The organism is Chloroflexaceae bacterium (assembly GCA_025057155.1).
GTDB lineage: Bacteria > Chloroflexota > Chloroflexia > Chloroflexales > Chloroflexaceae > JACAEO01.
Genome location: JANWYD010000023.1, coordinates 63,280 through 77,473, shown reverse-complemented (window position 1 = coordinate 77,473; position 14,194 = coordinate 63,280). Strand labels below are relative to the sequence as shown.

Genomic DNA, 14,194 nt, shown 5'->3' with positions numbered 1-14,194 from the left:
GGCGCGGGCGGCGCGGGCGGCTGGCCGCCGGCCCGCATCCGCGCGGCAAACTCCTCCACATTCTCCTTGAGGATGCGCCCGCCGGGACCAGTGCCGCGGACCTGGCGCAGATCCACCCCCAGTTCCTCGGCAATGCGCCGCGCCACGGGCGAGGCGAGAATACGCCCGTTCTCCTCGGCGGGCGGCAGCGGGGCCGTCACTGCCGCCGGCGCAGCGGTGACAGCGGCGGGCGCCGGGCCGGGCGCAGGAGCAGTTCCTGCCGCAGCCGGCGCCGGAGCGGGCGGCAGCGCCGCCGCCTCTGGCCCGGCGCCGATCAACGCGATCACCTCGCCAATCGGCACCGTCTTGCCTTCAGGAACGATGATCTGCTGAAGGACGCCCGACTCGAACGCCTCAAGCTCCATCGTGGCCTTGTCGGTCTCGATCTCGGCGATAATCTCTCCCGCGACGACCGGATCGCCCGGCTGCTTCAGCCAGCGCCCGACCGTGCCCTCCGACATCGTATCCGACAGGCGGGGCATCGTCACTTCGCCCATGCCGCACCTCGCGATGTTCCTGCCAGCACCTGGCGGATGGCATAGATAAGACTGTTCGCGTTGGGCTTGGAGACCGCCGAGAGTTCTTTGGCGTAGGGCAGCGGCACCTCCAGGCCGGCGACGCGCAGCACCGGCGCGTCGAGATAATCAAAGGCCTGCTCCTGGATAGTGGCGGCGATCTCAGCCGTTACGCCGTAGGAATACCAGTCTTCGGCGATCACCACCGCCCGGCCGGTCTTCTTCACCGACTCGATGATTGTGGGCCGGTCGAGGGGGCGCAGGGAGCGCAGATCGATCACCTCTACGCTGACGCCCTCGTTCTCCAGACGCTGGGCCACCTGGAGGGCGATGGCGGTCATACGGGAGTAGGCCACGACGGTGACATCCTCGCCGCGCCGTTTCACCTCAGCCACGCCAATCGGCACCACGTAGTCATGGTCGTCGGGCACCTCGCCCTTGGTGTCGTAGAGCGCCAGGCTCTCGATGAAGATCACCGGGTCATCGTCGCGGATGGCGGCCCGCAACAATCCCTTGGCATCATAGGGCGTGGCGGGGGCAACCACCTTGAGGCCAGGGCAGTAGGCCAACCAGTTCTCGAAGCTCTGCGAGTGGGTGGCCGCGAGTTGTCCCGTACCTCCGGAGGGGGTGCGGATGACCAGCGGCACGCGCACCTGCCCGCCAAACATATAGTGGATCTTCGAGGCGTGGTTCACCACCTGGTCAATCGCCACCAGAATGAAGTTGATGGTCATGATCTCAACCACCGGGCGCAGGCCGAGCATGGCCGCGCCGATAGCTACGCCGACAAAACCCTCCTCGGCGATAGGGGTGTCAACCACGCGCTTGGGCCCGAACTCCTGCAACAGGCCCTCGGTGATCCGATAGGAGCCTTGAAAGACCCCGATCTCCTCGCCCATGAGCAGGACGTTGGGATCGCGGGCCAGTTCCTCGCCAAGCGTATCGTTGAGCGCCTGGCGGTAGGTGATGATGGGCATACCAGCAACCTCTTCGCAACTACCACTCGCCCCGGTTGATCCGCGCCGCCTGCAGCGCGTCTTGGCGCCCGGGCATGTTCGGCACGGGGGTGGCGTACATGTTCTCGTACAGATCCTCAAAGCGAGGATCGGGGCTGGCATTGGCGAAATCAATCGCCTCCTGAACCTCGCGTTCTACCCGTTCGGCGGTCATTTTGAGCCAGGCGTCATCAACGAGGTCGTGGTCGAGCAGCAGGGCGGCGAAATTGCGCACGGGATCGTGCTGTTCGCGAGCAGCGCGCACCTGCTCGGGGTCGCGGTAACGATCGGCGTCAATCACCGAGTGGCCGCGGAAGCGGAAGCTGACCACATCGAGAATAGCCGGCTCGCCCTCGTTTTCGGCCCGCTCGCGCAGGCGGCGCACCGCATCGCGCACGGCCAGCACGTCGGTGCCGTCAATGCGCTCGCCATGGATACGGAACGAGGCCCCTTTCTTCCATAGATCCGGCTCGGAGGAACCCATCTCAACCGAGGTGCCCATACCGTAGCCGTTGTTGACGATAAAAAAAAGCACCGGGCAGCGCCACAGCTTGGCCAGATTGAGCGACTCGTAGAACGCGCCGATGTTGGTGGTTCCATCGCCCATCTGGGCCACTACCACGCCGGGCTTGCCCTGGTAGCGCAGGGCGTAGGCCGCGCCGACGGCCAGCGGCACCTGGCCGCCGACGATGGCGTAGCCGCCCATAAAGTTGTGTTCGCGGCTGAACAGATGCATCGAACCGCCGCGCCCGCGGGCCACCCCGGTCTCCTTGCCGAACAGTTCGGCCATCACCGGACCCGGCGGCACGCCGCGAGCCAGAATATAGCCGTGCTCGCGGTAGTTGGTGTAGATGTAGTCCTCGGGCTTGAGCGCCGCCATCAGACCGACAATGGTCGCCTCTTCGCCCAGATTGAGGTGACAGTAGCCGCCGATCTTCGCTTTCACGTACATCTCGCTGGTACGCTCCTCAAAGCGCCGGATCAGCAGCATCTGGTAATAGTAGTGCTTGAGGTCTTCGGCGTTCTCATGCTCCAGCCCGCGAGGAGCGGCTTCCTTAACCTTGACCATTCGGGAGTCTCCGTTTCCAGGGTGAACCGCTGTGGCGCAACCCTTGCGACCTTGGCAGTAAAGATCACAAAATCTTATTGCTGGACCAATCACATCCCTGGCGGCACCACGTCGTGAACGAAGGCTTTCTGGTCGGCGCCGCAACGCGGGCAACCTGCCGGCGGCTCGAGGCCGCGCACGATCTCGCCGCAGACGCCGCAGACCCAGCGCATCGCGATCTGCCGCACCAGGTCTGATCGGCTGACGATGCCGACGACCCTGCCGTTTTCAACCACCGGGACGCGCCGGATACGCTGGTTGGTCAGCAGATGCTGCACCTGTTCGATCTCGGTGTCCGGGCTGACGGTGATCACGCTGCGGCTCATAATGTCACTCACCAGACGCCCGCTGCGGGAGATCAGGTCGTGCTCGGTCACCAGACCTACGAGCGTGCCCTCGGCATTCAGCACCGGCAGGCCGCTGATCCGGTTGCGAGCCAGCAGCCGGGCCGCATCTTCTACCGTCGCATCGGCGAGGATGCTGATGACCTGCCGGGTCATGATTTCACGCGCTTTCATCGGCCTGGCCCTCCCTTACTGGTCATATTCGTGAAATAAAGTACAAATAATTAGACTTGCAGTACGCTGCGGTTTCCGCGCCGACGAGCGCGGGCCAGGGAACTCCGGTGTCCCCTGGTGCAGCCCGCACACACCCTCGCGTTCTCGAACGTGCCGTTCAGCTTACGTTATACAATCTTATGTCCGCCAGCACAAGCCCGGAAGCGCGATAAGGGGTCAAACCGGCTAGAATGCCGTGCATACGCATCTGGACAACCTGAAATCCAAAATCCAAAATCAACAATCCAAAATCGCATTACCCGCCGACGCCGCGCACATAGATGTTGGGCCAGGGCTTGAACTCGGTGAGAAACCGATCGCGGGCCAGCACCTGCCCGTTGGCGGTCACGGTGCGCTCGATCACCACCTTGATCCCTCCGCGGGCGATATCGGTGCGCCGCAGGTAGCCGCGCGGCTTCGAGGGGTCGTTGACGTACACTGGCGTTGTTGGGGCCGGGGTCTGTTCGAGCACGCGGTGGGTGTACGTCACGCTGCGTCCGGTTGCCGGGCCATACAGCGCTACGCTCAGACGCTGTCGCGCCAGATCAACGTAGCTCTCCATCAGCAGCCAGCCGCCGGTGTCGTTCACGAAGCGCACATCGTTGTAGGGAGTAAAGATGGCGGCGTCGAGACCGGGCGGCTCGCCGAGTTCCTCATACCAGCCGATGCGAAAGGCGTGCTCGTGGCGCTCGGTGATCGGCAATCCGGCGAAGAACGCCGCCCGGAAGACGGTCGTGGACACCTGACACAGGCCGCCGCCCCACTCTTTCTGGGTTCGATTCTCAACAATCGCCAGACCTTCGACGAAGCCGTTAGCGGCATTCACCGGGCCAAGCTGCTGATTGAAGGAAAAGGTCGCCCCCGGAGGAATGAGCACGCCGTTCATACGCCGCGCCCCGGCTTGAATGTTGGTGATGCGGTACTGCTCCGAGCGGGCGAAGGAACTCACCCCCAACCCCAGACGCTCGGTAATGCCCAGGCTGGCGAGGTTGCGCTCGGTCACCGGGGGTGGAATCGGCTCCATGGGCAGCTTGATTCGTCGCGGGCCGCCATTGAGCGCCATGTTCACGGCGGCAATGGCCTCATCGGCATCGAGGCCCAGTCCCGGATCGCCCGGCGTGACGATCCGCAGATTGCCATTGTTCCAGGCTACGGCGGGCAGGCCGCCCTCCTGACGCAGCGCTGCAGCTATCGGGAGCAGCGCGGCGCGAATACGGCTCTGGTCCACGCTCACCGCGTAGGTCGGCTCGCCATCGGCGCCGCGCACCCGGCGCACACTGATCCACTCCGCCAGCCGCTCGGGCGCAAGCGACCAGCGGCAACCCGCTGCGCAGGCGCCGCCAGCGCCCTCCAGCACCAGCGGGCCGTCGAGCATGAGCCGCAGGCTAGCGGCCACCGGGGCCGCCTCGGCGTCCCGCAGACGCGGCTCGAGCGCGCGGGTGCGCACCGCCACCGTGGTGCGCTCAAGCCCCTGTATGGCGGCGGTCATATCGTGAAGCGTCTCATCAACCAGCACCTGTAGCCCCCACTGCTCTGGGGTCGCCAGCACCTGCGCGCCGGCGAGGGCCACCGCCGCGTCCTGCGGAGGGGTTTCCAGCTCCGCGGCGATGCGCGCCAGGTACCGCTGCATGGCCCGCTGGTCCACCTCCAGGCGCAATGGCAGATCCACCCCCTGTTCCCAGATGGCCAGAGCCGTGCGCAGATTGTTCAACCGGCTGTCGTTCCGGGCATAGGCAAACGCTTCCTGTAAAGCGTCATCAATCTCCAGGCGCAAACCCAGTTCCTCAGCGCTGGGGCGCCAGGTGCGCTCGCCATAGGCAAGCACGACCGGGTTGTACAGGAACGCGCCGTAGTGGCGCTCAACCGCGCGATACGCCTCATCGAGGGTCATTCCCCCCACGGATACGCCGCGCACGCTGATGTTAGGATAGATCCGCCGCGCCATCTCCCGCTCGGCCAGCAGCATGCCAATGACGCCCATCAGCGCGCCAAGGGCGATTACAGCAAGCAGTACCACGAACCACTCGACGCCGCGACTGCGCCGGCGCCGCCGGAGCCGCCGCCGCGGGACGCGAACCTCTTCCGGCGCCGGCTCGGACGCCCGGGTTGACACTAGCGGTTTGCGCATAGCCTGCCGGGAACCTGTATGGACGCAATAGAGCCGTCTGGAGTGTACACCGCCGTTGCAGGGAATGTCAAGCATACTGTCATTCCACGCTATGGATGCTGTACACGCCAGAGGGCTGGCCCCGGGACCTGAGCCTTATCCATCAGGGCGGTTGCGAAGTCTTTGGGGCTGGCCCCGGCCCCCGGGCTTTTCGCTGATGTTGGCGTCGGCGGCGTAGTCGCCAGCATCAGCGAACAATGACCGCATCAGGCGGCTACGCTGCCCTGCCCCCCCGCCGGGAGCGGACGTCGCCTCGGCCCTGCCTCATCCATATCCATCTGCGCTGAAGTAAGAGAGGTATGTTACAATATGACATTACAAGGAAGCGATATGGGACGAGTGTGCGCCTGCATCCGGCCCGCTGGATGGAAGACAAAGCGCTCACATGGCCCCCTGTCCCCTGGATCGAGGCTAGTGCAGCGCAGCCGCGCCGGCAACTGGCGTGAGCTTTCGCGGTAGCTGGAGGAACGCATGGCTATTGCGCATCGTGGCGACGAGTCGGTACAGCAGCGGCTATGGTCCGTACTCGAGCCCCTTGGCTCGAATCAGGCCTTCCGACGCCACAGTTCAATCTACACCCCCGGCCAGCCCGCCCAGACTCTGTACCTGCTTCAGGCGGGCCAGGTCAGTCTCCAGATGCTCTCCAGCGAGGGGCGGGTGCTCACCGTCAAGGTGGTCGAGCCCGGACAGATCTTCGGCCATAGCGCCCTCGATGGCGGCGAGGGCTACGATACGTATGCCGTGGCTTTACAGCCGGTGCGGGTCGTTGCCGTTCCGCGGGCCGCCGTGCTCCAGGCCCTGTACAGCCAGCCCGATCTGGGGGCCGCGCTGGTCGAGCTTGTTGGGCAGTATCGCCTCACCGTCGGCCGGCGCCTCGACGAAGTGGCCTTCAAATCCGTGCCGGCGCGCCTGGCCTCGGTGTTGCTCGAAATGTCTGAAGATCAGACTGCGGGGCCAAAGCCGCAGCAGCGCGTTCCGCGCCGCACCCACCAGCAACTTGCCGAGATGATCAACGCGTATCGCGAGACGGTCACCAAAGTGATCAATCAGTTCCGCGACGCCCGCCTGCTCGACGTGGATCGCTCAGGCATCACGCTGCTTAATCCCTCACGCCTGCGCGAACTGGCGCAGAATTGACCCCGGTCGGCGCGCGCCTGGAAGTCTCCTGTGCACACAATGAGCACAGGGGCGGGCTTTGACCCCGCCCCTGCGTAGGTGCGCAACGCGCATGTACTCATCGTGCCCGGCGCAACAGGTAGATGCCGCCAGCGATCAGCAGCGCCGGGAAGAGCAGCGAGCCGATCCCCGGCCAGATCATCTGCAAGATCAGATATACTCCCAGACCTAGCAGAATATAGCCCAGCAGCCGCCCGCGCCCGTTCACGCGGCTGGCGGCAGGCTCCGATCCCAGATTGGAGATCGGTATCTCCTCTGGCTCGTTGGGTGCGCCGGTCATCGGGTCAATCCGCAGGCGCTGCGTCTCGCCCGTGGCGACGAACACCTGCCCCGGATGCATCGCCGGCGTACCGGGGTTCGCCGGGCGCTCGCGGGGCATTACCAGCCAGAGCAGCGGGTAGATCAACAACGCCGGGCCGCTGAAGGCCAGCAGCACGAAGACCAGACGCACAATCGTCGAATCGATGTTCAGATAACGCGCCAGACCGCCGCAGACGCCGGCGATCATCACGTCGGAACGGCTGCGCTCGAGCCGGGGGGATGGATACATGCTAACACTCCTTCCGTCGTCACCCAGACGGCTTCTGGCTATCAGACGGTCGGCGCGGCTGCTTTGTTGCAGCTACCAGTAGTGTTCGCGATGCTCGCGGTAGTAGGCCAGGGTGCGTGCCAGACCCTCGCGCAGGCGCACCCGTGGCGACCAGCCCAGGCGTCCCTGGATCAGCCGGTAATCGCCGTAGTAGTCGCCGATGTCTATTGGCTTGCGGTCGGCGGGGAAGGGGACGATTTCGTAGCATCCCCCGCCGTTGACCTCGATCAACAGCGCTGCCAGGTCGCGCAGGTTGATCGTCTCGTCGCTGCCCAGATTGAAGACCTGGCCGTAGGCGCCCGGCTCCTTGGCCGCCAGCAGCAGCGCCTCCACACAGTCGTCCACGTAGGTGAAATCGCGGATTTGCAGGCCGTCTCCCCAGACCTGGATCGGCTCGCCGTCAATGACCCGCTTGATCCAGATGCCCAGGAAGGTCTGCCGAGCGTCTTTGACGCGCATGCGCGGGCCATAGGTGTTCGTCAGGCGCAGGGCGCAGGCGCGAATGCCATAAACGTTGTTGTACAGAATGTGGTACCACTCGCCCGCCATCTTATTAATCCCGTTGACATCGGTGGGATGCAGCAGATGTCGCTCGTCCACCGGCAGGTAATCGGGCTTGCCATAGATCTGGCGGGTCGAGGCATAAACCACCCTGATGCCAGGGTTGTGTTTCCGGCACGATTCGAGGATGGAAAGCTGGGAACGGCAATTGATTTCCAGATCGGTATACGGATCACGCATCGAGTCCAGATGGCTGGTCTGGCCGGCGAGGTTGAAGAGATAATCGTGGCCCTGCACCAGGTAGTTCATGGAGTGCTCGTCGCGCACATCGGCAATGTTCAGACGCACGCGGTCGCGGATGGCGACGAGGTTGTGCAGGTTGCCGCCGTATTCGGGAATCAGGGAGTCGACAATCGTAATCTCGGCGCCGAGATCGCACAGCGCATGGGCCAGGTTTGAACCAATGAAGCCGGCCCCCCCCGTGATCAGCACCCGGCTGCCCTCGAATGCCGCGCGCAATTCCGCGCTTCGGTCATTATGTCGCATCGCTCACCACCTGCACCGCTTCGGCCCGACGCCGGGCGATCTGCGCCAGATGTTCGCGCCGAATGACCAGCTTCCACCAGAGCTGGAGCAACTGTACGCCGGTGCGCCAGAGCCGCGGGAAATTGAAGAACTGGCTCTTTCCATAAGTGCGGTGATAGTGATGCACCGGCACTTCCGCAAAGCGGTAGCCCGCGTCCTGAAGCTTTTTTACCAGTTCCAGACAGATCGTTCCGCTATCCGACTCCAGATCGATCACGTCGAAGACGTGACGCCGAATGAGCCGGAAGTCGCAGTCCACGTCGCGCAAGCGGAAGCCGAACAAGAACTTGACGGTATGGTGATAGACACGCCCGATGATCTTGCGATGCAGCGGATCGCCGCGGTCAATCTTCCAGCCGTTGACGATATCCACATCGTCGCGCAGGGCGGGCAGCAGCAGCTTGAGTTCTCGTGGATCGTACTGCGCGTCGCCATCGGTATAGAAGATCAGATCTTTCGTGGCGCTGGCAAAGCCGACGCGCAGCGCCCCGCCGTAACCCAGCGGCTGAGGGTGGGTGAACACGCGCAGGCGCGGGTAATGTCGGGCCAGTTCTTCGAGCACCTGCACCGTGTAGTCGGTGCTGCCATTTTCAACGACGATCACCTCGTAATCGTCGGTCAATTCTTCCAGGGTGCGTATAACCGCAACGACCATGCTGCCGATCGTGCCAGCATCGTTGAACGCCGGAAAGAATGCCGTGATACTGGGACGATCGTTCATTGCCTGACCCTCACTCTGCGGGATCGTTGCTGCAACCAGGTGGCGATTATAGCACACGTTGCGTACCAAAACCGCCAGGGTGTGCTATGATACGAGCAATAGCCTCGATCATGTCCAGGAGCGTGCCGTGTGGCTCTGGGTCTTCTTCCTCGTAGTAACCGTCATCGAGGTATGGTACGCCTTTGCATTCGTCTATGCCTACGTGCAACTGCGTGAGCGGATGTTGCTGCTACCGGCCTTGCAGGCGCTGCTGATGCTTGGCGTGTTTGGCTACCTGGCCTACAGCCTGAACAGCGGCCAGCCGGCCAGGCTCCTCGTCGTAATGCCCCTGCTGCTGGCGGTGCTGGCGATTTCGATCTTCTGGCGCCGCAGCCCCGCTGGCCTGGCGCAGTTTACGAAGAGCTACCCGCGCGGGACGCTGGATGTCCTTGTGTTCCGCAAACCTGCTGCGGATCTCAAGCGTCGGGTGCGCACCAAGTAGCCACCGGAACGTCCGGGGCATTCAGGCGTCCGGATCTTCTACCTGCACATGCGCTGGCGCAAACGCAGATAATCCATATGCACGTCCTGGGTGTAGACATTGGCGGCACGGGAATCAAAGCGGCGATTGTGGATGTAGCCACGGGCGTCCTGCTCACGCCCCGGCAGCGTGTCCTGACCCCTCAACCGGCAACCCCCGAAGCGATCAGTCACGCCGTGGGCCAGTTGGCGCAATCCTTCGACTGGCGCGGGCCAATCGGTTGTGGCCTGCCTGCTGTGGTTAAAGATGGGATCGTGCGAACAGCGGCGAACATCGCTCCCGAATGGATTGGCATTGATGGCCGTCAGTTCTTCCAGCGGGCCCTGGGCCGCCCCGTGACGCTGATGAACGATGCCGACGCTGCCGGGATCGCCGAAATGCGCTTCGGCGCCGGGCGCGGGCGCAAGGGTGTGGTGCTGATGCTGACTGTGGGCACCGGCATCGGAACGGCCCTGTTCGTCGAGGGTGTCCTGGCGCCGAACACTGAGCTGGGGCACATTGAGATCCGCGGCAAGGACGCCGAACGCCGCGTCTCCGAGGCGGCCCGCAAACGCAAAGACCTGAGCTTCGCGAAATGGGCGCCGTTGTTCGATGAGTTTCTGCATCGCCTGGTTGCGCTGATCTGGCCCGATCTGATCATCATCGGCGGCGGCGCCAGCAAGGCCTTTGACGAGTTTGGCCCCCTCCTGTCGGCGCCGGTCGAAATCGTTCCGGCGCACTTCCGCAATGAGGCGGGGGTCATTGGTGCGGCCCTGTACGCCGCTTTATGTCTGCCGGCGCTCTCGTTAGAGTAACCTCGGAAGGAGGACCGCTATGTTCGCACTCGGCGTCATTATCGCCATTGGCTCGGCAATCGCCTTCGCCATCCTCGGCGCCCTGACTCTCTGGGGCGGCTGGCTCACCATGTCGCGGGAACTGCCGATGCACTTCGTCAGCGCCGGCGCCTCCTCGGGCGCGCGGATCGCTACGCTCCTTATGGTCGGCGCGCCCCTCGTCATTACCGGCGTGTTTGGCCTGCTCGCCGGCTGGCGCATCCTGATGGTGGCCTTCGGCCTGGGTTGAGGCTTGAGCACCTGATCATTAACCTGTATCAAACGCGCGCCGGGGCGCGCCCCGGCGCGCGCAATGCGAGGAGGTTCTATGCCCGCGCATGCCCTTCCGCGGCCCGTCGTTCTGGCCATTATGGACGGTTGGGGTCTCGCTCCTCCAGGGCCCGGCAACGCCGTAGATCTGGCCCATACCCCGAACGTGGATCGCTGGACCGCCGAATGCCCCTACACTACCCTCTGCGCCTCGGGCCTGGACGTGGGGCTGCCCGAAGGGCAGATCGGCAACTCAGAAGTAGGGCACCTGAACATTGGCGCCGGTTTTGTGGTCTACCAGGAACTGACCCGCATCAGCAAGGCCATCGCCGACGGTGATTTCTTTACCAATCCCGCCCTCCTCGGCGCTATCGCCCACGCGAAGGCCACCGGCGGCGCCCTGCACCTGATGGGGCTGTTCGGCCCTGGCGGCGTGCACGCCCACGAAGACCACCTCCATGCCCTGCTTGAACTGGCCCGCCGCGAAGGGTTTGACCGCGTCTACCTGCACTTGTTCCTCGATGGCCGCGATGTGTTGCCCCGCAGCGCCCTGGGCTTCCTCGATGCGCTCGAAGCCGCTATCGCCCGTACCGGCGTCGGGGTCGTGGCGACGGTTTCGGGGCGCTATTACGCGATGGACCGCGATAAGCGCTGGGAGCGCACCGGGCGCGCCTATGCCGCTATTGTCGAAGGTAAGGGCGAGACCGCGCCCGATGCTCGCGCCGCCATCGAGCAAGCCTATGCCGCTGATATCAGCGATGAGTTTGTTCCGCCGACGGTGATCGTGCGCGATGGCGCGCCGGTGGCGACCGTAAAGGACGGCGACGCGGTGATCTTCACCAACTTTCGCCCTGACCGGGGCCGCCAGCTTACCCGCGCCCTGGCGCTGCCCGACATCAACGAGCAGATCCAGCGCCACTACGCGAAACAGAAGGAGGAGGGCCTCAAGCTCCCTGATACGATCTGGCAGCGCCCCCGCCAGTTGCAGAACCTCCATATGGTGACCATGACCCAGTACGAGGAGGGCCTGCCTGTGCAGGTCGCCTTCCCGCCGCGCCCCGTGGTCGAACCGATCGCCGCCGTGGTCAGCGCCGCGGGCAAGCGTCAGTTTCACATCGCCGAGACCGAGAAGTACCCCCACGTGACGTTCTTTCTGAATGGCGGCCGTGAGGAGCCGTTCCCCGGCGAGGACCGCCTGCTCGTCCCTTCGCCCAAGGTGGCCACCTACGACCTGCAACCTGAAATGAGCGCCCCCGAGGTGACCGAACGCCTGATCGAAGCCATCCGCAGCGACCAGTACGACTTTATCGTCGTCAACTACGCCAACCCCGATATGGTCGGGCACACCGGGGTCATCCCGGCAGTGATCAAGGCTTGCGAGACGGTAGATGCCGGCGTCGGCGCGGTGGTGCCCGAGGTGCTGGCGCGCGGCGGGGCGGTGTTGATCATCGCCGACCACGGAAATGCCGAGCAGATGATTGACCCCGAAACCGGCGGCGCCCATACGGCCCACACCACCAATCCGGTGCCCTGCATCCTCGTGGCCGCCGATGGGTTGGGGCTTGGCAAGAATGACGTGTTTCTGCGCTCGGGCGGGCGTCTCGCCGATGTCGCTCCAACCCTCCTGGAACTCCTCGGCTTGCCCAGAGCCGCCGATATGACTGGCGAATCGCTGATTGTGCGCCGGTAGGGGACGCTGGAGTGTGGCCGGCACAGGCGGTCGGTCTAACGAAGACTACACCTCCGTAACCCCGACGCTCCGCCTTCGGTATACCTATTGCAGGAACATCCGCGTTCGCTCTTCGCAACGATCTCAAAATGATTGAACGACGGTTGAAGGGGTGTAGGGAAACCTGGTTTCCCCACACCCCTGCCCAATGCATCACGCTATGACCCGGCGACCCCTCTCCGCTCGCAACCGGCACTGGCACATTCTCCCTCCGGCGCCGCCGGAGTTTGTGCGCCAGAGCGGGCTGAGTCCACTGCTTGCCTCTCTGCTCTATCAGCGTGATCTGCGCGATCCCGACGCGACACGCCTGTTTCTCGAGGCGGAGTATGCGCGTGATCTGCACGATCCCCTGCGCATGCGCGGCATGGCCGAGGCCAGCGCCCGCATCGCCGAGGCCATCGCTCGCGGCGAGCCGATAGCGGTGTACGGCGACTTCGACACCGACGGGGTGACCGCGGTGACGCTGCTGGTGCAGGCCCTGAGCGCGATGGGCGCGAACATCCGCCCCTACATCCCCCACCGGCTCCGCGAGGGCTACGGGTTGAACGTGCAAGCCCTGCGCCAGTTGGCCGGCGAAGGAACGCGCCTGTTGATCACCGTGGACTGCGGCGTCAGCAATGCGGCCGAGGTGGCCGAAGCAACTCGCATCGGGCTGGACGTTATCGTAACCGACCACCATACACCGCCAGCGACGCTCCCTGCCGCCCTGGCAGTGGTGAACCCCAAACAGCCCGGCTGCGCCTATCCCTACAAACAACTGGTGGGCGTCGGGATCGCCTTCAAGCTCGTGCAGGCCCTGGTGCGCCGCGGGTTATCACTCGGTGCGCTGCGGGGCCGTGACCTGCTCGATGTTGTGGCCCTGGGCACCGTCGCCGACATGGGGCCGCTCACCGGCGAGAACCGGGTGCTGGTGAAAGCGGGATTGGAGGCCCTCAACACCACCCGCCGACCGGGCCTCAAGGCGCTGATCGAGGTGTCGGGGCTGGTGCAGGGGCAGATCACCGCTGCCGACATCGGGTTCATGCTCGGGCCGCGGCTCAATGCCGCCGGGCGGCTGGATGACGCTGTGCGGGCCTACCAGTTGCTCCTCGCGGCGGATTACGCCAACGCGCGGACGATCGCCGAAGAGTTGAACCGCACCAACCGCGAGCGGCAGGAATTGACGAAGCAGGTGCAGGAAGCCGCTCGCGCCCGGGCCGAGGCGAGCGGCAAGCACCGCCAGCGGATCATAGTGATTGCCGGCGAGGAGTTTCCAGCGGGTGTGGTAGGGCTGGTGGCAGGAAAACTGGTCGAGGAATGGGGACGCCCGGTGCTGCTGATCGAGCGTGGCGCAGAGCATTCGCGCGGCTCGGCTCGCTCGATCCCCGGCTTCAACATAGTTGAGGCCTTGGCCAGTTGCAGCGACCTCTTTGTGCGTTTCGGCGGTCATTCGGCTGCGGCTGGCTTTACCATTCCGAACGCGAACCTGCCGCGCCTGGAAGAACACCTGCTCGCTCTGGCCGAAGAGCGCCTTACCGACGCCATGCTCCAGCCTTCGCTGACTATTGATGCCATCCTCGACTTCAATGGAATCAGCCATGACCTGCTCGCCGAGTTGCGTCGCCTCGAACCCTTCGGTCAGGCCAACCCCATTCCCACGCTGATGAGCCCGGCCGTGCAGGTGGTTGATGCCCGTCCCCGCGGCGGCGATGGTCAGCACCTGCATCTGCTCCTGCGACGCGACGGCCTCACCTGCGAGGGCATCGCCTTCCGCCTCGGCCATCTGGCCGAGGCCGTGCGTCGGCATCCCCTCATTGACGTGGCCTACCACCTTGAAGCCAATCAGTGGAACGGCGAAGCGCGCTTGCGGTTGAACATCAAGGATTTTCGCCGCGCCAGGGGGTGATGCGATTTTGGATTTTGGATTTTGG

General features: G+C 64.5%; 14 protein-coding genes. 6 read left to right on the top strand and 8 right to left on the bottom strand.

What is annotated here, in order from left to right; translation table 11 throughout:
* The 5 genes from NZU74_18115 to NZU74_18095 form a co-directional block, all read right to left on the bottom strand.
* On the bottom strand, positions 1-536 hold a 536-nt coding region (locus NZU74_18115), incomplete at its 3' end, for an E3 binding domain-containing protein (protein MCS6883252.1).
* Positions 524-1,651: a pyruvate dehydrogenase complex E1 component subunit beta gene (locus NZU74_18110; protein MCS6883251.1), complete on the bottom strand. Its 1,128-nt coding sequence runs from the start codon at positions 1,649-1,651 to the stop codon at positions 524-526. The genes NZU74_18110 and NZU74_18115, both read right to left, overlap by 13 nt.
* Positions 1,551-2,618, bottom strand: a complete 1,068-nt coding sequence (gene pdhA, locus NZU74_18105; protein ID MCS6883250.1) for a pyruvate dehydrogenase (acetyl-transferring) E1 component subunit alpha — start codon at positions 2,616-2,618, stop codon at positions 1,551-1,553. The genes NZU74_18110 and pdhA overlap by 101 nt, the downstream gene beginning before the upstream one ends.
* Positions 2,619-2,707: 89 nt before the next feature.
* Complete coding sequence (locus tag NZU74_18100) at positions 2,708-3,175, bottom strand: CBS domain-containing protein (protein MCS6883249.1); 468 nt, start codon at positions 3,173-3,175, stop codon at positions 2,708-2,710.
* A gap of 295 nt (positions 3,176-3,470) precedes the next feature.
* Positions 3,471-5,342, bottom strand: coding sequence for a VanW family protein (locus NZU74_18095; protein MCS6883248.1), 1,872 nt, complete (start codon positions 5,340-5,342; stop codon positions 3,471-3,473).
* 510 nt (positions 5,343-5,852) lie between these two features.
* Between NZU74_18095 and NZU74_18090 the strand changes: the two genes are divergently transcribed.
* Positions 5,853-6,518 carry a Crp/Fnr family transcriptional regulator gene (locus NZU74_18090; protein ID MCS6883247.1) on the top strand — a complete coding sequence of 222 codons (666 nt, stop codon included), beginning with the start codon at positions 5,853-5,855 and terminating at the stop codon, positions 6,516-6,518.
* A gap of 97 nt (positions 6,519-6,615) precedes the next feature.
* Here the strand turns inward: NZU74_18090 and NZU74_18085 are convergent, their stop codons facing one another.
* The 3 genes from NZU74_18085 to NZU74_18075 all read right to left on the bottom strand — a co-directional run bounded on the left by NZU74_18085 (position 6,616) and on the right by NZU74_18075 (position 8,953).
* Positions 6,616-7,107 (bottom strand): PspC domain-containing protein, encoded by a 492-nt coding sequence (locus tag NZU74_18085; GenBank protein MCS6883246.1) that lies wholly within the window; start codon positions 7,105-7,107, stop codon positions 6,616-6,618.
* Between the two features lie 72 nt (positions 7,108-7,179).
* Positions 7,180-8,193, bottom strand: coding sequence for an NAD-dependent epimerase/dehydratase family protein (locus NZU74_18080; protein ID MCS6883245.1), 1,014 nt, complete (start codon positions 8,191-8,193; stop codon positions 7,180-7,182).
* Entirely contained in the window at positions 8,183-8,953 is a 771-nt protein-coding gene (locus NZU74_18075; protein MCS6883244.1) for a glycosyltransferase family 2 protein, read from the bottom strand. The genes NZU74_18080 and NZU74_18075 overlap by 11 nt, the downstream gene beginning before the upstream one ends.
* Before the next feature lie 127 nt (positions 8,954-9,080).
* Between NZU74_18075 and NZU74_18070 the strand changes: the two genes are divergently transcribed.
* The 5 genes from NZU74_18070 to recJ all read left to right on the top strand — a co-directional run bounded on the left by NZU74_18070 (position 9,081) and on the right by recJ (position 14,169).
* Positions 9,081-9,434: a hypothetical protein gene (locus tag NZU74_18070; GenBank protein ID MCS6883243.1), complete on the top strand. Its 354-nt coding sequence runs from the start codon at positions 9,081-9,083 to the stop codon at positions 9,432-9,434.
* Between the two features lie 77 nt (positions 9,435-9,511).
* Complete coding sequence (locus tag NZU74_18065; GenBank protein MCS6883242.1) at positions 9,512-10,267, top strand: ROK family protein; 756 nt, start codon at positions 9,512-9,514, stop codon at positions 10,265-10,267.
* A gap of 19 nt (positions 10,268-10,286) precedes the next feature.
* Positions 10,287-10,535: a hypothetical protein gene (locus NZU74_18060; protein MCS6883241.1), complete on the top strand. Its 249-nt coding sequence runs from the start codon at positions 10,287-10,289 to the stop codon at positions 10,533-10,535.
* 78 nt (positions 10,536-10,613) lie between these two features.
* A complete protein-coding gene (gene gpmI, locus NZU74_18055) occupies positions 10,614-12,245 on the top strand; it encodes a 2,3-bisphosphoglycerate-independent phosphoglycerate mutase (protein MCS6883240.1) in 1,632 nt (543 codons plus the stop codon).
* A gap of 199 nt (positions 12,246-12,444) precedes the next feature.
* Positions 12,445-14,169, top strand: a complete 1,725-nt coding sequence (gene recJ / locus NZU74_18050; GenBank protein MCS6883239.1) for a single-stranded-DNA-specific exonuclease RecJ — start codon at positions 12,445-12,447, stop codon at positions 14,167-14,169.
* Positions 14,170-14,194 lie beyond the last annotated feature (25 nt).